The 18,555-nt window shown below is 51.9% G+C and carries 17 protein-coding genes and 1 pseudogene; 7 read left to right on the forward strand and 11 right to left on the reverse strand.

What is annotated here, in order from left to right; translation table 11 throughout:
* Positions 1 to 33: 33 nt before the first annotated feature.
* The 5 genes and pseudogenes from ftsI to mgrB form a co-directional block, all read right to left on the reverse strand.
* Entirely contained in the window at positions 34 to 1,776 is a 1,743-nt protein-coding gene (gene ftsI / locus F0Q32_RS09110; protein ID WP_149462789.1) for a peptidoglycan glycosyltransferase FtsI, read from the reverse strand.
* A 215-nt stretch (positions 1,777 to 1,991) separates the two neighbouring features.
* Positions 1,992 to 2,201, reverse strand: coding sequence for a transcription antiterminator/RNA stability regulator CspE (gene cspE / locus F0Q32_RS09115; RefSeq protein ID WP_001062678.1), 210 nt, complete (start codon positions 2,199 to 2,201; stop codon positions 1,992 to 1,994).
* A 12-nt stretch (positions 2,202 to 2,213) separates the two neighbouring features.
* Positions 2,214 to 2,358: pseudogene (locus tag F0Q32_RS09120) on the reverse strand (DUF2627 domain-containing protein).
* A 743-nt stretch (positions 2,359 to 3,101) separates the two neighbouring features.
* Entirely contained in the window at positions 3,102 to 3,392 is a 291-nt protein-coding gene (locus F0Q32_RS09125; protein ID WP_149462790.1) for a YebO family protein, read from the reverse strand.
* 73 nt (positions 3,393 to 3,465) lie between these two features.
* The gene (gene mgrB / locus F0Q32_RS09130) at positions 3,466 to 3,609 is read right to left on the reverse strand and encodes a PhoP/PhoQ regulator MgrB (protein ID WP_015964064.1); all 144 of its coding nucleotides are present in this window, start codon (positions 3,607 to 3,609) and stop codon (positions 3,466 to 3,468) included.
* A 164-nt stretch (positions 3,610 to 3,773) separates the two neighbouring features.
* On the opposite strand from mgrB, the gene F0Q32_RS09135 reads away from it, so the two are divergent.
* On the forward strand, positions 3,774 to 4,013 hold the full coding sequence (locus F0Q32_RS09135) for a YobH family protein (RefSeq protein ID WP_149462791.1): 240 nt from the start codon (positions 3,774 to 3,776) through the stop codon (positions 4,011 to 4,013).
* A 47-nt stretch (positions 4,014 to 4,060) separates the two neighbouring features.
* Here the strand turns inward: F0Q32_RS09135 and kdgR are convergent, their stop codons facing one another.
* Positions 4,061 to 4,852 (reverse strand): DNA-binding transcriptional regulator KdgR, encoded by a 792-nt coding sequence (kdgR, locus tag F0Q32_RS09140; RefSeq protein ID WP_149462792.1) that lies wholly within the window; start codon positions 4,850 to 4,852, stop codon positions 4,061 to 4,063.
* Between the two features lie 177 nt (positions 4,853 to 5,029).
* Between kdgR and F0Q32_RS09145 the strand changes: the two genes are divergently transcribed.
* Positions 5,030 to 6,403 (forward strand): MFS transporter, encoded by a 1,374-nt coding sequence (locus tag F0Q32_RS09145; protein ID WP_149462793.1) that lies wholly within the window; start codon positions 5,030 to 5,032, stop codon positions 6,401 to 6,403.
* Positions 6,404 to 6,433: 30 nt separating this feature from the next.
* Here F0Q32_RS09145 and htpX read toward each other — a convergent pair whose 3' ends face one another.
* The 4 genes from htpX to F0Q32_RS09165 all read right to left on the reverse strand — a co-directional run bounded on the left by htpX (position 6,434) and on the right by F0Q32_RS09165 (position 10,867).
* On the reverse strand, positions 6,434 to 7,318 hold the full coding sequence (gene htpX / locus F0Q32_RS09150; protein ID WP_015964060.1) for a protease HtpX: 885 nt from the start codon (positions 7,316 to 7,318) through the stop codon (positions 6,434 to 6,436).
* Positions 7,319 to 7,520: 202 nt separating this feature from the next.
* Positions 7,521 to 9,569, reverse strand: coding sequence for a carboxy terminal-processing peptidase (prc, locus tag F0Q32_RS09155; protein WP_149462794.1), 2,049 nt, complete (start codon positions 9,567 to 9,569; stop codon positions 7,521 to 7,523).
* A 19-nt stretch (positions 9,570 to 9,588) separates the two neighbouring features.
* The gene (proQ, locus tag F0Q32_RS09160; RefSeq protein ID WP_015964058.1) at positions 9,589 to 10,272 is read right to left on the reverse strand and encodes an RNA chaperone ProQ; all 684 of its coding nucleotides are present in this window, start codon (positions 10,270 to 10,272) and stop codon (positions 9,589 to 9,591) included.
* Between the two features lie 97 nt (positions 10,273 to 10,369).
* The gene (locus F0Q32_RS09165) at positions 10,370 to 10,867 is read right to left on the reverse strand and encodes a GAF domain-containing protein (RefSeq protein ID WP_149462795.1); all 498 of its coding nucleotides are present in this window, start codon (positions 10,865 to 10,867) and stop codon (positions 10,370 to 10,372) included.
* Positions 10,868 to 11,011: 144 nt separating this feature from the next.
* Between F0Q32_RS09165 and yebS the strand changes: the two genes are divergently transcribed.
* From yebS to F0Q32_RS09190, 5 genes are all read left to right on the forward strand, one after another.
* The gene (gene yebS, locus F0Q32_RS09170) at positions 11,012 to 12,295 is read left to right on the forward strand and encodes a membrane integrity lipid transport subunit YebS (RefSeq protein ID WP_149462796.1); all 1,284 of its coding nucleotides are present in this window, start codon (positions 11,012 to 11,014) and stop codon (positions 12,293 to 12,295) included.
* Positions 12,264 to 14,897: a PqiB family protein gene (locus tag F0Q32_RS09175; RefSeq protein ID WP_149462797.1), complete on the forward strand. Its 2,634-nt coding sequence runs from the start codon at positions 12,264 to 12,266 to the stop codon at positions 14,895 to 14,897. Before yebS ends, F0Q32_RS09175 begins: the two co-directional genes overlap by 32 nt.
* A gap of 78 nt (positions 14,898 to 14,975) precedes the next feature.
* Positions 14,976 to 16,412, forward strand: a complete 1,437-nt coding sequence (rsmF, locus tag F0Q32_RS09180; RefSeq protein ID WP_149462798.1) for a 16S rRNA (cytosine(1407)-C(5))-methyltransferase RsmF — start codon at positions 14,976 to 14,978, stop codon at positions 16,410 to 16,412.
* A gap of 116 nt (positions 16,413 to 16,528) precedes the next feature.
* Positions 16,529 to 16,768: a YebV family protein gene (locus F0Q32_RS09185; RefSeq protein WP_015964053.1), complete on the forward strand. Its 240-nt coding sequence runs from the start codon at positions 16,529 to 16,531 to the stop codon at positions 16,766 to 16,768.
* Between the two features lie 128 nt (positions 16,769 to 16,896).
* A complete protein-coding gene (locus F0Q32_RS09190; RefSeq protein ID WP_149462799.1) occupies positions 16,897 to 17,088 on the forward strand; it encodes a YebW family protein in 192 nt (63 codons plus the stop codon).
* 9 nt (positions 17,089 to 17,097) lie between these two features.
* Here F0Q32_RS09190 and lpxP read toward each other — a convergent pair whose 3' ends face one another.
* Positions 17,098 to 18,030 carry a kdo(2)-lipid IV(A) palmitoleoyltransferase gene (gene lpxP, locus F0Q32_RS09195; RefSeq protein ID WP_149462800.1) on the reverse strand — a complete coding sequence of 311 codons (933 nt, stop codon included), beginning with the start codon at positions 18,028 to 18,030 and terminating at the stop codon, positions 17,098 to 17,100.
* Positions 18,031 to 18,555: the final 525 nt, after the last annotated feature.

Here is an 18,555-nt window from a genome sequence, read left to right on the forward strand (position 1 = left end):
AGTGTAACGCTTTTCGCCCCTGAGTGGGAGGATTTAGAGCGCAGGCGCCCCCGCAGGCGCGTGCATCACAATCAAATTATCTGAGCCCTGTGGTAAACCATCCGGCATGACGTTCTCCAGACGTAACACGTCGCCCATAATCTGACTGAATACTGGCGCGGAAACCGCGCCGCCGTAATACTGTCCGTTTTGCGGTTCGTTGATCACCACAACCAGCGCAAACTGGGGATTGCTGGCAGGGGCCACACCTGCGGTATACGCGACATATTTATCGACATATTTCCCGTCGTCGCCAATTTTCTTGGCGGTCCCGGTTTTTACCGCTACACGATAATCACGAACGGCGGCTTTAGTCCCGCCACCGCCAGGCAGCGCGACGCTTTCCATCATATGTTCAACCTGATGTACTAATGGTTCGGGCATCACCCGATGACCAATGACCGGCGGATCAATACGGGTAATCGATAGCGGACGCGAAACGCCAAAGCCGCCAATGGTCGCGTAGACATGCGCCAGCTGCAGCGGCGTGACCATTAAACCGTAGCCAAAGGCAAACGTCGCGCGATCCAGCTCGCCCCAGTAACGACGATGCGGTAACAAACCCTGGCTTTCACCGGTCAAACCCAATCCGGTCGGCTCACCAAAACCAAATGCGGTGTAGGTGTCCAGCAGCTTTTGTACCGGCATCGCCAGCGACAGTCGCGAGACGCCCGTGTCGCTCGATTTCTGTAAAATCCCGGTGAGCGTGAGCTCCGGATAATAGCCCACGTCGCGAATGCGATGACCATCCAGCGTGTAAGGGTGGGTATCGACGACACTATCCGGGCGAACAATGCCCTGCTGAAGCGCGGTCATGATCACCAGCGGTTTAACAGTGGAACCGGGTTCAAAGGTGTCGCTGATGGCACGGTTACGGAAATCATCCAGCGTGGCCGCTTCGCGGTTGTTCGGGTTGTAGTCCGGGTAGCTTGCCATAGACAAAATTTCACCGGTATCGATTTTCACCAGTACGGCAGCGCCAGACGCGGCTTTGTTCCAGCGCACAGCGTTATCCAGCGCGTCTTCCGTTACCGTTTGCAGACGCTCATCAATACTGAGCTGAATATTATGCGCGGGTATCGGAGCCATTTCGGTAATGTTTTCAATAACCCGGCCAAATTTGTCTTTACGCACCTGACGCAAACCCGGCTTGCCAATGAGCTGGCTGTTAAAGCTTTTTTCAATACCCTCAATGCCCTGATCGTCGACATTGGTAAAACCAATCAGGTTTGCCGCCACGTGGCCTGCGGGATAAAAGCGGCGCGACTCTTCACGCAGGTTAATGCCCGGCAGATGCAGTTTATCAATCCATTGCGCCTGAAGCGGGTCCACCTGACGGGCAAGATAGAGAAATCGGCTGTGCGGGTGCGCGTTGACGCGGGCCTGTAATGCGCTTAAGGAGAGGTTTAACGCTTTCGCCAGTGCCTGCCAGCGGTTATCGAAACCTACGCCGCCCTTCTCAATCAGGGTCTTCGGATCAACCCATATCGCGCTGACCGGCACGCTCACCGCCAGTGGCCGATTTTCGCGATCGACAATCATCCCGCGTGGCACATCAATCGGTTCTTCGCGCACCGAGCGCATATCTTCCTGCTTAACCAGGTTATCGGGAGAGACAATTTGCAACCAGCCAACTCGCGCGAGGAGGAAGCCCAGACAGCTTAAAATACCGGCGCACACCAGGCCAAACCGGACGGGGGTAAATTGAGGGGGCTTCCCTCGGGATTTATCTTGCACTCTGACTCCAGCGTTAAAAAGCAACGGACTGATTTAACAGGAATAGTTCAGAGATTTATCGTGCAACAATGCTAATAAGATTGCGGATTTGCAACAAAGGACGACCAGAGGGGTAAACAGAAACACTTTGCAAAGATTGTAAAAAGCCCCGCAGTTGCGAGGCTTTAAGGCTGATTATGATGCGCGCACGCATCAAAGCATCAGTGGCAGTCGAATCAGATTGCAGTTACGTTAACTGCAGCTGGGCCTTTCTGGCCGTCCTGAATTTCGAACTCAACGTTCTGGCCTTCAGCCAGAGTTTTGAAGCCGTTACCCTGGATTGCAGAGAAGTGTACGAATACATCTTTGCTGCCGTCAGCCGGAGTAATGAAGCCAAAACCTTTAGACTCGTTGAACCACTTAACTTGACCTTTAATCTTTGCCATTTGCAAAATTCCTTAGAGTGTTTTCTTCGCCCGTGGGCGCATTCATAGATAAAACTGAGACATGACTGCATGAGGCACTAATATAAGGTTCGGCAGAGAAGCGGTATTCAACGTCAACGTGTTTACTCAGGACTTCTTTACTGATAATGCCATACATAGACAGAACTGTACCTCGTTTAACCCAAAACGTGTTATCACATACAACGTTAATAATGGCAAGCCATTTTTAAACGTGTCTCGATCAGCCGCACAAATCATACAACAATCATTTGATCGACTACGCATTTATGCGGCAAACAGTCGTCTGACGCGCCCCGGCACGTCTCTTATATCTCACCTACCTTACGGTAACGTAAGACTTTTTTACCATAGACCAACATTTTCAATGCGTCCAGAAAAGCGAAGCGGCATCAAAAATTTTTTATATCGTTAGACTATTTACGCACTAATTTTTGAAAGGTGCATTTTGATAACCGGTTATAAGTTAGTAACGTTTCGCTATACTGCCGTGGTGACTCACATGCGCCAAATAATGCACTTAGGTTGCACCAAAATAATGACCGTTTAATGACAAAAGGTTATCACCACACAATAAAAACGTTTCGCTAATTCTTTATGAAAAATCAATAAGTGGGTTGCGCAATTAAAGTTGATATCCGTTACTCATACATTTGGGTGATGGATAATTGAACAGATGGTTTGTCTGGTAAAAAATTAAGTATAAATACAAACAGATACAAGCTCGCAGTTGAGAAACTCCACTGAACCAGGTCTGAGACGCATCAGGAAATTGGATGATAAGGAGAGGTTACACTCTTGTAGACACGGCATGCACCATGGCGGTGCAACCTTCCGACTCCGGCGGCCTGCTTAGACAGCCGGAGTGAAGAGGAGATAAGATTATCGTTCCGCCACCAGGCGAATGAAATCATCTTCTTCTTCGTTTTTTGCTGCAACGGCTTTCTCTTCGACTGCCGATTTTTCAGGTTCATTTGCTTCACAGAGTCGACGCAGCAGCGCATTCTGACGCTTTTGCTGATCCAACAATGCTTCAAGCAGTTCAATTTGCTCACTGGTGCGCGAACTTGCACGGTTAACAAAGAACCAAAGTACCAGCCCCACGACCAACAGCAGAACAGATACCACGACAGACGCCAGATTTAATGCCCCAGAACTTACTAAATCACTCATTTCACCACCTCAAAAGGAACGGGCTATTCTACCACTCGCATTAAGGAAGGAAATCGTTGATGAAAAAAATGTTTTACCAGGGAATGAATTTGTTGATGCTGCAGATCCCGTTAAAGAACTGAACATCCTGGTCGCACAACACGTTGAGCGTCTGAGTCCAGAGCAGCAAACAGGCCGCCAGTACGACAATCAGTAACACCCACCGAAATTTTTTCACTCCACACTCCACGACATATAGCAATAACAGATGATCAAATTAACACGGACATCTTAAACCGCGGCTAACTGTACAGATAAATTCTGCTTTTAGGAATCATGGAGTTGTCTCGCAATATTGAAAAGCTACTCTATTAACAAGGATAGAAAAGACGCGAGGATGTCATGAGATTTGCGATCAGAACAATTATTATACTGGCCATTGTCTGGATTGGCATATTGCTGAGCGGTTATGGTGTTTTAATCGGCAGCACTGAGAATGCCGGCGGTTTGGGGCTGCAATGTAAATATCTGACCGCACGAGGCACCAGCACAGCACAATACGTTCATTCCAGCAGCGGGATCATTGGCCTGACCGATTGTCCGGTCCTGCGAAAAAGTGAAACTGTCGTCGATAATGGATAAAAAAACGCCGCGAACATCGCGGCGTTTTTTTTTGATTAAGCGCTTAATCAGAACGGATAATCGTTATAGCCTAACTGCTCTGAAATCTTACGCGCCGCCGTATGCAGCATCGCAACATACTCGTGCAGGCGCTCTTCAGAGAAACGCAGCGTCGGGAACGAAATACTCAAACCCGCAATGACCACGCCAAATCGGTCAAAGACCGGTACGCCAATACAGCGCAGACCTTCTTCCTGTTCTTCGTTATCTTCCCCATACCCCTGCTGACGAACCAGATCCAGAACCGGCATCAGTTCATCGGTGCTGGTGATGGTGCGATCGGTGCTGTGCTTATATTCTACGTCCTGCAGAATTTCACGCACTTCATCGCGGTCGCGCCAGGCCAGCAGCACTTTACCAATCGCGGTGCTGTAAAGCGGGTTACGACGACCTACGCGAGAGTACATACGCAGGTTGTACATCGAGTCAATTTTATGAATATAAACAATGCTGTCTTCATCCAGAGCGCCAAGGTGAATCGTCTCTTTCGTCAAACGCGAGAGTTCACGCATCTGAATGTCTGCGCTACGAATTAAATCAACGTTCTGTAATGCGCGCGCGCCCAGCTCAAACAGCTTAAGCGTTAACGAATACTTTTCAGATTCCCCTTCCTGGGCAACGTATCCCAATGATTTCATGGTTTGCAAAAAGCGATAAACAGTGCTTTTCGACATCATGACACGCTGCGACAGTTCGGTAATACCGATTTCACGCTCTTCACCAAGCGCCTGCAGGATGCCAAAAACCTTCAATACTGAAGAGACAGAATCTGGCTGTTTATCCAAATCTGCAACTGCCATTAATCACCTCATCGCATCTGTTTTATAAAAATTAGAACCGGTTTTTATTATAATTTCGCAACGCCTTCGTCGCAATGAATCTTCTGCAACCTGGTTACAAATCTGCGACATACAGCCGAATAATCAATGCTAAAATAGTTTTCTGACAAATAATTTCTTAAAAACCGTATTTTTCTCATGGATAAAACACTCTCGGATGGCTTACCTGTCCCTCAACGGTATGGTGCTATCTTAACCATTGTGCTCGGTATTACGATGGCGGTGCTCGATGGGGCTATCGCCAACGTCGCCCTCCCAACGATTGCGAGCGATCTGCATGCCTCACCGGCAGCGTCTATCTGGATAGTCAACGCCTATCAAATTGCTATTGTCATCTCGCTGCTGTCGTTGGCTTTTCTGGGGGACATGATTGGCTATCACCGAATCTACAAAATTGGGCTCATTGTCTTTACCCTCGCTTCCGGGCTGTGTGCAATGTCGAACTCGCTTGAGATGCTAACGCTTGCACGCGTGGCGCAGGGCCTTGGCGGCGCGGCGCTGATGAGCGTGAACACGGCGCTCATCCGACTTATCTACCCGCAGCGCCAGTTGGGACGCGGCATGGGTATTAACTCGTTTGTGGTTGCCGTCTCCTCCGCAGCCGGGCCCACCATCGCGGCGGCGATTCTGTCCGTCGCGTCATGGCAATGGCTATTCCTTGTGAACGTGCCGCTGGGCATTATCTCGTGGGTGCTGGCGGTGCGTTATCTGCCCGCAAACGGCTCACGCAGCCAGGCCACGCGCTTTGATCTGCCAAGCGCAATCATGAATGCCCTGACATTTGGTCTGCTGATCACCGCGCTGGGTGGTTTCGCGCAGGGCCAATCGACCACACAGGTGGTGGCAGAAGTGGTGCTGTTACTGATTGTCGGTTTCTTTTTCATCCGTCGTCAGTTGCGTTTACCCGTACCGCTATTACCGGTCGATTTACTGCGCATCCCGTTGTTCTCACTCTCTATTTGCACGTCTATCTGTTCTTTCTGCGCACAGATGCTGGCACTGGTATCGCTTCCCTTCTTCCTGCAAACCATGATGGGGCGCAGCGAAGTGGAAACGGGCTTGCTGCTGACGCCCTGGCCATTAGCCACCATGGTAATGGCGCCGCTGGCCGGGTATTTAATTGAGCGAGTCCACGCCGGATTCCTTGGCGCGCTGGGTATGGCGGTAATGGCCTGCGGATTATTTGCGCTTGCTCTGCTGCCCTCATCGCCTTCCGATCTGGATATCATCTGGCGCATGATCCTGTGCGGCGCAGGGTTTGGTCTGTTTCAGTCACCCAACAACCACACCATTATTTCTGCCGCACCTCGGCAGAGAAGCGGTGGCGCCAGCGGGATGCTGGGCACGGCCCGCCTGCTGGGGCAGAGCACCGGTGCGGCGCTGGTGGCGTTGATGTTTAATGCCTTTGGCGATAGCGGGACACATGTGTCATTGCTGCTGGCGGGAAGTCTGGCGGTGGTCGCGGCGCTGTTTAGCGGATTGAGGGTGACGCAACCGCGCGTACAGCGCTAAAAAAAGCGCCTCGATTGAGGCGCTTCTTCATTATTTCAGGTATTCACCGGTACGCAGCGCTTCGATACGCTTATCCAGCGGCGGGTGAGTCATAAACAGCTCACTCAGCGTTTTAGACTTACCGTTGATGCAGAAGGCCATCATACTGCTGGCTTCCTGCGGTTCGTAGCTGGTTTTGAGACGTTGCAGGGCAGCAATCATTTTCTCACGCCCTACCAGACGCGCTGAACCTGCATCCGCGTGGAATTCACGGTGACGCGAGAACCACATGGTGATGATGCTGGCCAGAATACCGAACACCAGTTCAAGGACCATTGAGACCGCAAAATAGATAAGCGGGTTACCGTTACCGCCCTCTTCGCCCTCATCACGGTTACCGCTCAGGAAACCGGCGGCAATCTGCGCAATAACGCGCGAGATGAAGATAACAAAGGTGTTCACCACGCCCTGAATCAGCGTCATCGTCACCATATCACCGTTAGCCACGTGGCTAATCTCGTGAGCGATGACCGCTTCCGCTTCGTCACGGCTCATGTTCTGCAACAGACCCGTACTGACCGCCACCAGAGACGCATCACGGCGCGCGCCGGTGGCAAAGGCGTTGATATCCGGCGCATGATAGATTGCGACCTGCGGCATACCAATGCCAGCCTGACGCGATTGCTGCGCCACGGTGTCCATCAGCCAGCGCTCTGTTTCATTGCGCGGCTGTTCAATCACTTCCCCACCTACCGATTTCAGTGCCATCCATTTCGACATCATCAGCGAAACGATAGAACCACCAAAACCAAATAGCAGAGCCATAATCAGCAGGCCCGTCATGCTGCTCGACTGAATTCCTGTCAGGCTTAGCACCAGCCCAAACACAACCATCACAGCAAGGTTGGTCAACAGGAAGAGCGCGATTCGCATCATAATTTACTTTTAACCTCGTTTTAACAAAACGCACTATGCGATTACCCACATCGTATGGGTATTAATACAATTTTCAACTATCCACGGCGGGTAAGTCACGAGAAAGACACAACTTTACATTTTTTCGCACACTTGCTTACGCGCGGTTTAGAGATGTAAAAAAACAGGCACAATCACTTGTGCCTGTTTTATTTAGTGAGAATTACTTGCTGGTCGCAGGGGTCGCGGCAGGCCTGTCTTTTTCAAGATGGGCCAGGTCGACCGCAATATTCACGGTCTCATCCAGATACGGATCCGGCTCCTGATAATCCTTCGGCAAATCGTCGATGTTCTTCAGCAACGGTTTGCCATCGCGTTTGTAGCGATCGTTAACGCGAGCCAGACGAGTTGCGTCATCTTCCTGGTTCTCTTTTTCGCGCTGTGCGTAGTTTAGAGAAACGATGTTGCGCTTGTCTTTCATCGCATTAAAGCGCGCGATATCCTTCATGATGTACTGGAATTCAGGATCTTTCGCGATGCGCGCATTGTGCAGTTTCAGCAGTTCCGGGCCAAAGGGCGTTAAATCATCAGATTTCACATAGGTCGCGGCGTCGATGCTGTCCCACGGCAGTGCGTTATCTTCAAATTTCTCACCCGTCTCCGTCTCTTCCGAACCGGTCGGCATCAGAATATCCGGTGTTACACCCTTACGTTGCGTACTGCCGCCGTTAATGCGGTAGAACTTCTGGATGGTGTACTGCACGGAACCCAGCGCTGGCCATTCCGGGCGCAGCATTTGATCGTAAATGCGATTCAGAGAACGGTACTGCTGAACGGTGCCTTTCCCGAAGGTGGGTTCACCGACGATCAACGCGCGTCCGTAGTCCTGCATGGCGGCAGCAAAGATTTCAGATGCCGAGGCACTGAAGCGGTCTACCAGCACCACCAGTGGGCCTTTGTAGTACACCACGCCGTCGTTATCGCTGTCTTCACGCACTTTACCGTTGTTGTCACGCACCTGCACAACCGGGCCGGACGGAATGAACAAGCCAGAGAGCGATACCGCTTCGGTCAATGCCCCGCCGCCGTTGGTACGTAGATCGATGATCACGCTGCTGACATTCTGTTTTTCCAGTTTCTGCAGCTGCACCTTAACGTCTTCCGTCAGGCCAACATAGAACCCCGGAATATCGAGCACGCCCACTTTCTCTTTGCCGACGGTTTTCACCGACATTTTCACGGCGCGGTCTTCAAGTCGAATGCGTTCACGGGTCAGGGTGACGATTTTGGTTTTCGCGCCTTTACCCGCTGGCAGGATTTCCAGGCGAACTTTACTGCCCTTCGGCCCTTTAATCAGCGCCACGACATCATCCAGACGCCAGCCGATCACATCGACCATGCCTTTCCCTGCCTGACCTACGCCGACAATTTTATCGCCGACCGTAATCGCTTTACTTTTCGCCGCCGGTCCACCAGCCACCATTGAATTGATAACCGTGTAGTCATCATCCATTTGCAGGACTGCGCCAATACCTTCCAGAGACAGGCTCATTTCAGTGTTGAACTGCTCGGTGTTGCGCGGAGAGAGATAGTTGGTATGCGGGTCGATTTCGCGCGCGAATGAGGTCATCGCCAGCGAGAAAACGTCTTCGCTGTTGGTTTGCGCCAGACGACGAATCGCGAACTTATAGCGACGAGTCAGCGTTTCGCGGATCTCTTTTTCGTCTTTCCCGGTCAGCTTCAGGCTCAGTTCATCGAACTTGACTTTGCCATCCCACAGGGCGTTCAGCTCGGCTTCATCTTTTGGCCATGGCGCTTTTGCCCGGTCAAGATTGAAGGTGTCGTTGCCGGTGAAATCCATCGGGCGTTCGAGCACTTTCAGCGCGTACTGATAACGTTCAAAACGTCGCTTTTGCGCCAGATTGTAGAGATCGTAAAACACGTCGAGCTTGCCCGAGCGCAGTTCATCGCCAATCTGTCCCTTCTTCGAAGCAAACTGCGCAACGTCGCTGGCCAGCAGGACGTTATGGCTGTAATCGAGCAGGTTCAGATAGCGGTCAAAAATCTTGGCGGAAAAAGACTGGTCGAGATCGAACTGACGATAATGAGAACGGGTAAAGCGCGATGTCACGCGCTCGCTCACCGTTGCGTGCTGCGTTTCTTCCTTAAGAATCGGAATTTGATCAACACGGGTAATATCTTCCACCGCTAAGGCGTGGCCTGTTATTAAAAACAGGCCAGCGAGGGCGGAGAGCCTAAAAAGTTTGTTCATGCCTGGCCCGGCCTCCGTTTCAGAACACCAGGTGTTCTGCGCGTACTATCATTGACATACCAGAAGTAAGCTGCACGCGGACACCATCTTTGGTGATTTCCAGAATCGTAGCGTCCATTGCGTTATTGCCCGCTTTGACTTTCAGGGATTGACCAACGGTCAGCGCAGAAATGTCGGAAACAGGAGTAAGCTTTTCTTCGCGTACTTCGCGTACGGCTTTCGCAGCAGGTTTAGCATCACGTGGTTTACGCTCAGCATTTTCTTTGCGGCGAACCGGAGGACGCGGCTTACGCTCGCGACGCGGTGCGTCACCTTCACCCGCAGCAGCGGCAGCTTCGCGTTTTTTCGCCTGCTGTTCAGCACGCTGAGCCTGAACACGCGCTTTGGCTTCTTCAAGCTGCTGACGAGCATGGGCAACGTGCTGCTCATCGAGTTCGCCGCAAGGGTTACCGTCGAGATCGACACGTACTGCGCCAGCTTTAATACCGTAAAGGTAGCGCCAGCTTGAAGTATAAAGACGTAATGCGGAACGTAATTGGGTTTTGCTGAGGTTCATCTCACCATCAACACGCTCGACAAGATCCTGAAAAATACCGACTTTCAGAGGGCGAGCTTCACCTTCGGCACTGAAGCAGTGCGGAAAACGTTCGGCCAGAAATGCGATAACTTCTTTACTGCTATTCAACTTAGGTTGATTTTCCATGAAATTTCCTGATTACAACGGACGTAGCCAACAAGCCGCAGGCATGAACAGGCGACATTATAATGACGCCATCGCTAAATGCTACGTTATCCGTTGATTATCCTTCGACGCGGGCAAAGAATTTTTGATAATCGGTGCCAGCAAGCACATTTTCGAGATGACCGACCAGTTCACGCAGGCCCTGTTCGTCCTCTTCGCTGAAGCGTGAAAAGAGCGGGCTATCGATATCCAGCACGCCAATCACCTCTCCGTTAACCACCAGCGGCAGTACGATTTCAGCGTTACTGGCGCTATCACAGGCGATATGACCGTCGAACGCGTGAACATCTTCCACGCGCTGTACTTCATTCTTCGCCACCGCCGTGCCGCATACCCCTCGGCCAACAGGAATGCGCACGCATGCAAGTTTGCCCTGGAATGGCCCCAAAACCAGCGTATCGCCTTCCAGTAAATAAAAACCAGCCCAGTTCACATCTGCCAGACGTTCAAAAAGCAACGCGCTGGTGTTAGAGATTACAGCTAGAAAACTGTTCTCACCTGCCATCAATGCCTGAAAATCACGGTTGAGATCCGCGTAAAGTTCTGTTTTGTTCATTATTAAACCACTATTGTCTACTTCAATTACTGATACTATCGACGACGCATACTCCTATAAAATAAGCATTAAATGCGTCAGGGCTCAAGTTCAATCCATTCATGAGTTAAGATAGAGTTATACATTCATTCTACGATGTAATAAATGCCACTAAAAACATCACGCATTACACCGACGCAGAAAATTCGTATTCACTCAATGGGTGATCCTATCCCGCAGGCACAATACCAACGTTGCCCGCAGTGCGACACGCTTTTTCAGTTACCGTTGGTTAAATCGCACCAATGTGCCTATTGCCCGCGCTGCAATGCCAAAGTTCGCGACGGTCGGGACTGGTCGTTAACACGTCTTGGCGCCATGGCGATTGCCATGATGCTGCTGATGCCGTTCGCCTGGAGCGAGCCCCTGCTTCGCCTGCATCTGCTTGGCGTACGTATCGACGCAAACGTGCTACACGGTATTCAGCAAATGACTGCCCAGGGCGATCCCATTACCGCCGCGATGGTGCTGTTCTGTAGCATCGCCGCGCCAGCAGTGCTGGTTATCGCCATCGCCTATCTCTGGCTTGGCAACATTTTGGGCATGAACCTGCGCCCGGTGCTGTTGATGCTGGAGAAGCTCAAAGAGTGGGTGATGCTGGACATTTATCTGGTCGGGATCGCCGTTGCGTCAATCAAAGTACAGGATTACGCATTCCTGCAACCGGGGCTCGGCCTGTTGGCGTTTATTTCGCTGGTCATCCTTAGCATTCTGACGCTTATCCATCTGAATATAGAGGAACTCTGGGAGCGCTTCTATCCGCAACGGCCGGTCACCCGCCCCCATGAAGGGCTGATGGTGTGTCTGGAATGCCATCACACAGGCTTCCCGGATTCACGCGGGCGCTGCCATCGTTGCCACGTTCCGCTCACCAGGCGGCGGCGACAGAGCCTGCAAAAATGCTGGGCGGCGCTGATTGCCTCTATCATTTTTCTGCTGCCGGCAAACTTTTTGCCGATATCGATTATTTACGTTAATGGCGGGCGACAGGAAGATACCATTATGTCGGGGATTCTTTCTCTGGCGGACAGTAACGTCGCCGTTGCCGCCGTGGTATTCTTCGCCAGTATTCTGGTGCCGTTTACCAAGGTCATCGTGCTGTTTACGCTGCTGGTTAGCATTCATTCCAAATGTGAACAGGGCCTGCGCACACGCATTCTGTTGCTGCGATTTGTAACATGGATTGGTCGCTGGTCGATGCTGGATCTGTTTGTTATCTCGTTGACTATGTCGCTGATTAATCGCGATCAGCTTCTCGCCTTTACGATGGGCCCCGCTGCATTTTATTTCGGTGCCGCGGTTATTTTGACTATTCTTGCTGTTAATTGGCTGGACAGCCGCTTACTTTGGGACGCTCATGAGTCAGGAAACGCCCGCTTCACCGACTGAAGCGAAAATTAAAATTAAACGTCGCATTTCACCTTTCTGGTTGCTGCCTATCATCGCGCTGATGATTGCAGGCTGGCTTATCTGGAACAGTTACGAAGATCGCGGCACCACCATTACCATCGACTTCATGTCGGCGGACGGTATCGTACCTGGCCGTACGCCCGTGCGCTATCAGGGTGTGGAAGTCGGTACGGTGCAGGAAATTCGCCTGACTGAAGATCTGAACCGTATCGAAGTGAAAGCCAGTATTAAAAGCGATATGGAAGACGCGCTGCGTGATGAAACGCAATTCTGGTTGGTGACGCCGAAAGCCTCGCTGGCTGGCGTTTCCGGGCTGGATGCGCTGGTTGGCGGTAACTATATCGGTATGATGCCCGGTAAAGGTAAAGCGCGCGATCACTTCACCGCGCTGGACACGCAACCCAAATATCGCCTGAATAACGGTGAGCTGATGATTCACCTGCACGCGCCTGATCTCGGCTCGCTCAGCAGCGGCTCGCTGGTCTATTACCGTAAAATTCCCGTTGGCCGCGTTTACGATTACGCCATTAACGCTAACAAGCGCGGTGTGACGATTGATGTGTTGATTGAGCGCCGGTTCACGAATCTGGTGAAAAAAGGCAGCCGGTTCTGGAACGTGTCGGGCATTAAAGCAGATGTAGACTTGAGCGGCGCGAAGGTTCAGCTCGAAAGCTTAGCGGCGTTGGTTAACGGGGCGATTGCCTTCGACTCACCGGAAAACTCGGAAGTTGCGGTGCAAAATGACGAGTACGGCTTGTATGAAGATCTGGCCCACAGCCAGCGCGGCGTTATCGTTAAACTGCAGCTTCCCAGCGGTCAGGGGCTGAAAGCGGGTTCTACTCCCCTGCTCTATCAGGGCCTGGAAGTGGGGCAACTGACCAAACTGAATCTTAACGACGACAGTTCTGTTACAGGCGAAATGACCGTTGATCCCAGCGTAGTCAGCCTGCTGCGTGAAAAAACACGTATTGAGCTCCATGAACCAAAACTCTCGCTGGAGAACGCCAATCTCAGCATGCTCCTTACGGGTAGCACTTTTGAGCTGGTACCCGGCGATGGCGAGGCAAAAGATACCTTTGCGGTGCTTCCGTCCAGTAAAACGCTGTTACAACAGCCAGATGTCATGACGCTTTCTCTGAGCGCGCCTGAAAGCTACGGCATTGATGCCGGGCAACCATTGATATTGCACGGGGTGAAGGTCGGGCAGGTGATGGAACGTAAGCTGACCAATAAAGGCGTAACGTTCACTATCGCCATCGAACCGCAATATCGCGAGCTCATTCATGGCGATAGCAAGTTTGTTGTTAATAGCCGCGTTGATGTCAAAGTCGGCCTTGATGGTGTTGAATTCCTCGGCGCGAGCGCTAATGAATGGCTGAGTGGTGGGATCCGTATTCTGCCGGGTGAAAAAGGCGAGATGAAAGAAGATTATCCGCTGTACGCCAACCTGGAGAAAGCGCAGGAAAATAGCCTGAGCGAGCTGCCTACATCTACCCTCACCCTGACGGCTGAAACCTTGCCGGATATTCAGGCAGGTTCCGTGGTGCTGTATCGCAAGTTTGAAGTGGGTGAAGTGATTACCGTTAGCCCTCGCGCTAACGCGTTTGATATCTCGCTGCACATCAAACCGGAATACCGTTCCCTGTTGACGCCGGACAGCGTGTTCTGGGCCGAAGGCGGTGCAAAAGTCCAGTTGAACGGGAGCGGTTTAACCGTACAGGCCTCGCCGCTGTCTCGCGCGCTGAAGGGCGCGATCAGCTTCGATAACCTGAGCGGCGCGGGCGGAAATACCCGTAAAGGCGACAAACGTATCTTGTTCGCCTCTGAAACAGCGGCGCGCGCGGTAGGCGGGCAAATTACGCTACACGCCTTTGATGCCGGGAAGCTGGCGGCAGGCATGCCAATTCGTTATCTGGGCATTGATATTGGACAGGTACAAACGCTGGAACTGAACGCCGGGCGCAACGAAGTTCAGGCGCGCGCGGTGCTTTACCCGGAGTATGTGAATACCTTCGCGCGTCGCGGCAGTCGCTTCTCGGTTGTGACGCCGCAGATTTCCGCTGCCGGTGTAGAGCACCTTGATACCATCCTGCAACCTTACATCAACGTTGAGATGGGTCAGGGCTCGCCACGTCGCGAATTCGAGCTTCAGGAAGCCACCATCGCCGATTCCCGCTATCTCGACGGGCTGAGTCTGGTGGTGGAAGCGCCGGAAGCTGGTTCGCTGGGCATTGGCACGCCAGTGCTGTTCCGTGGTATTGACGTGGGCACAGTAACGGGGCTGACGCTGGGCTCACTTTCCGATCGCGTGATGGTTGAGCTGCGCATCAGCAAACGTTATCAGCACCTTGTACGCAACAATTCAGTCTTCTGGCTGGCATCCGGTTACAGCCTCGACTTTGGTCTGACGGGGGGCGTGGTGAAAACCGGCACCTTCAATCAGTTCATTCGTGGCGGTATTGCCTTTGCCACACCGCCAGGCACCCCGCTCGCGCCGAAAGCCCAGGCAGGCAAACACTTCCTGTTGCAGGAAGAGGAGCCGAAAGAGTGGCGTCAGTGGGGCACCGCCCTGCCGCGTTAACGTTCAACGCCCCGGTGTCACTGCGCCGGGGCGTTTATGCTAAACTGCGCGCTCTCTGATTACGTGTGGTACTCCCCAGTGGCTCAAAACTCTGTCTTTCTTCCCGATGAATTCCTCGCGCAGATGCGTGAGGCCATGCCCGCTCACCTCGCCTTTGACGATTTTATTGCTGCCTGCCAGCGTCCGCTGCGCCGCAGCATTCGTGTCAATACATTGAAAATCAGCGTTGCCGATTTCCTGGCACTGGTCGCCCCATATGGCTGGCAACTGATACCAGTGCCCTGGTGTGCGGAAGGTTTCTGGATTGAACGCGAAGATGAAGAGTCACTGCCTTTAGGCAGTACCGCCGAACACCTGAGCGGCCTGTTTTACATTCAGGAAGCCAGCTCGATGCTGCCGGTCGCCGCGCTGTTTGCCGGGAACGAGATGCCGAAACGGGTGATGGACGTCGCCGCCGCGCCGGGTTCGAAAACCACCCAGATTGCCGCTCGCATGGGCAACCAGGGTGCCATTCTCGCCAATGAGTTTTCCGCCAGCCGGGTAAAAGTTCTCCACGCTAATATCAGCCGCTGCGGTATCGCCAATGTGGCGCTGACCCATTTTGATGGTCGTGTCTTCGGCGCGGCAGTACCGGAAAGTTTTGACGCCATTCTGCTCGATGCACCGTGTTCCGGCGAAGGTGTTGTACGGAAAGATCCCGATGCACTGAAAAACTGGTCGATTGAAAGCAATCTTGAGATTGCCGCCACGCAGCGTGAGCTTATTGATAGCGCATTTCACGCACTGAAACCTGGCGGTACGCTGGTTTATTCAACCTGTACGCTCAATCGTGACGAAAACGAATCAGTACTGGCCTGGCTGCTGGAACAATATCCGCAGGCGGTTGAAATCCAATCGCTGGCGACCCTGTTCCCGTCAGCCAAAGAGGCGCTCACGCCTGAAGGATTCCTCCATGTCTTCCCGCAAATTTATGATTGCGAAGGCTTCTTTGTCGCGCGTTTGCGTAAAATCGCCTCGGTTGAGCCTCTGCCAATCCCAGGCTACAAAGTGGGTAAATTCCCGTTCACGCCGATGAAAACCCGGGAATCCGCCGCCGTCACTGAGGCAGCCGGTCAGGTCGGACTGTTCTGGAATGACGCGTTTTCCCTCTGGCAGCGCGATAAAGAGATATGGCTCTTCCCGGCCGAGATAGAACCCCTGCTCGGAAAAGTCCGTTTCTCGCGTATTGGCCTCAAACTTGCCGAAACGCATAACAAAGGTTATCGCTGGCAGCACGAAGCAGTGATTGCGCTGGCCCAAACCGACAAGCTGGGGCATGAACTGACGCAGACTGAGGCTCAGGAGTGGTATCGCGGCCGCGATATCTACCCGGAAAATGAGCCAAATCACGACGATGTGGTGGTAACGTATCAGGGCTTTCCGCTTGGACTGGCGAAACGAATCAGCTCACGGTTGAAAAACAGTTATCCGCGCGAACTGGTGCGCGATGGTAAACTTTTTGCCGAAAAATCCTGACTAGCGCGCAAAAATAGCGCACTTTTTGACTGGCGATATTCTCTTCGTTGGCTACGCTAAAAAATGGGCGACCTGAACTGGTCGTACCACAACATCAGCGACCAACGGAGAGTATCATGAGTAAAACCAACGTACGCATCGGCGCATTCGAGATAGATGATGCCGAGCTGCACGGCGAGCAGCACGGTGAACGAACGTTAAGCATCCCCTGTAAATCCGACCCTGACTTATGCATGCAGCTAGACGCCTGGGATGCTGACACCAGCGTCCCTGCCGTACTCAACGGCGAACACTCTGTCCTTTACCGTAAACATTACGATCAACGTTCTGATGCCTGGGTGCTGCGCTTCGCATAACCCAAATGGAACCCGCCCACAGGCGGGTTATTTATTTGCATAACCTTTCCCGCCGTTGCCCTTCATCCCCTACACTTAATCATTAACGGATCCGTTGTGTCATAACCTTTTATCAGACTGAGGATGGGATGTTCGCACTGGTTTTATTCATCTGCTACCTCGACGGTGGCTGTGATGATATCGTCGTGGACGTGTATAATTCGGAAAAACAGTGTGTTGCCGCGATGGACGATCAGCGGTTGCGTCGTGGAGGGTGTTTTCCGATAGAGGATTTTGTGGACGGGTTCTGGTACCCCGCCCACGAATTCAGCGATTTTTGAGTGTTACGATCAGTGTGGTGAAGCCGCATGATAGAGTGATGCTTCTCCGCGCGGACGCGTTTTAAAGCGACGGTGAACCCACAGATACTGCTCTGGTGCGCGTAAAATCTCTTTCTCGATGATTTTGTTCATATAGCTGGCCGCATCGATTTCGTCATCTACCGGGTAATCTGACATCACGTCGCTGATGTGCAGCACATAACCTTTCTTATCCGCCTTACGTACCATAGTGATGCTGAGCATTGCCGCGCCTGACAAACGTGAAAGCACCCAGGTCCCGTTGGTCGTTGCCGCTTCGTTCACTGAAAAGAACGGTGCGAAAACGCTGCCTTTCGGACCGTAGTCCTGGTCTGGCGCAAACCACACGGCTTCACCTGATTTAAGCGCCTGCACAAGACCTCGCAAATTGCGGCGGTCGATCATCGCTTTATTGGAACGCAGGCGACCTTTGGTCTGAACCCACTCCATCAGCGGATCATTATGACGACGATAGGTTGCCATCATCGGGCGACATAAGCCCATGACCCTGCCACCCAGTTCCAAAGACATAAAATGTACGCCGACAACCATAACGCCGCGACGTTCCTGCAATGCTTTGGTCAGGTTTTCATACCCCTCAACGTCAAACCATTTCTTGACGCGCGCATCGCTCCAGAACCAGGCCATGCCGGTTTCGATAAGCCCCATGCCCAATGACATGAAATTTTGCTGTATCAGTGCTTCACGCGAGCCGGCATCCATCTGTGGGAAGCAGAGTTCAATATTGCGTGCAGCAATGCGTTCGCGGCGTTTGAGAAAACGGCGAGACAATTTACCTACCGTCGAACCGAGGGTATGCAGAACAGGATAAGGAAGCTGTACGATAAGCCAAAGCACACCTAAGCCGAACCACGTGAGCCAGTTGCGCGGATGCAATAACCGGGTATCAAATTCTTTAGACATCATTTTTTCCTGAAGCATGAAAAAGTAACGCGTAAGGGAAAAATGAATCCTTCATTTGTCTTTATGCGTACGTATAAGAGTTTGACAGTAATACGTTCGGCAAATTCACTTTCAGGACAAGACTTTACAAAAAAGTACCTGAATCGGAATAAAACTTACTGGAAGGCTGTAACTTAACTCAAGGCAAGCATGCGCTATTTTCAGCAAAATTGATAGTGCGATTTGTACCCACCACACGATTACCTTAAAACCTGAACCCCGCGCAGGACGGGGCCTGCATCGATTTTACCCATCCCACAGATGATTAATCAGGCATTTCCGAAAACTGTGGCCGGAGCCTATTCCAATAAAGCTTAGGACACATTCACAAAATAAATATTCGATAATTTCAGTATAATCTTAGACAACCACTAATAACGTGGGTTATGACAGCGATAAGGTTCTTTTCCGATGACGTTCCAGGCTGTGACGTTGATAGAAACTAACGAACGATACAAAATAATAACAGGCTAATAATTAGCTATG

Origin of the sequence: Pseudocitrobacter sp. 73 (assembly GCF_008369545.1) — a bacterium.
Taxonomy (GTDB): domain Bacteria; phylum Pseudomonadota; class Gammaproteobacteria; order Enterobacterales; family Enterobacteriaceae; genus Pseudocitrobacter; species Pseudocitrobacter vendiensis.